We start from the raw sequence: 667 nt of genomic DNA, 5'->3' as shown, positions 1-667 counted from the left end.
CGTCTCTTTGAGGCGTTCGTCGAAGGCTCGTAGAAAGATTTCGCGTCCGGATGGGTTGAGCAAGCAGCCATTTAGCGTGTGGTCAAAATGTTTTTGCTGTATCTCTCGCTTGTTTGTTAAGGCAAAAAGGGTTCGATCCACTAAGATGGGTTTGAAAATTTCGGCGATGTCCAAGGCCAGCGAATACCGCCGGGCGCCGGGTTCGTGGAGAAAGCTGATGGTTGGATTCAGCTGGGTATGGTAAATGGCATCAAGTACGCGGGTGTAGCAAAGCATATTGCCAAAAGAAATCATGGCATTGATTTCGTTCGCAGGTGGCTGTTTTGTTCGCCCGTTCATAGAGAAGCCTTCTACGATGTGGTCGAAGGCATCGTAGTAAATTTGCCGACAGTTACCCTCCAGACCCATAAGTTCGGGCACGGTAGCGACGGTGCTGAGTCCTTGCTGGTAGGTTTCCAGGGTTCCTATGTAGGTGTCTAATGGGCGCCCGCGGGTGGCATAATACTTCAAATTTCGAAGCATGTTTGCTGTAGCGCCCTCGACAAAACCGCGCGCTAAGTGCATGCGAATGTCGGGATCTAAATAAGCGCGCGTCTGCTCGATCTGCACTTTTCCCGCTAAGAGATATTCCTTGGGCTGAAAAGACCCGGTGTAGTGCTCATAGTAG

Annotated in this window: 1 protein-coding gene; it reads right to left on the bottom strand. The window is 50.7% G+C overall.

The features are described from left to right. The coding region (cas1, locus tag NZ519_14065; protein ID MCS7029877.1) for a CRISPR-associated endonuclease Cas1 at window positions 1-667 on the bottom strand (667 nt) is incomplete at both ends.

The organism is Bacteroidia bacterium, assembly GCA_025056095.1.
Taxonomy (GTDB): domain Bacteria; phylum Bacteroidota; class Bacteroidia; order JANWVE01; family JANWVE01; genus JANWVE01.
Note: the sequence above shows the minus strand (reverse complement) of the source record. Positions and strands in the feature narration are given on the sequence as shown.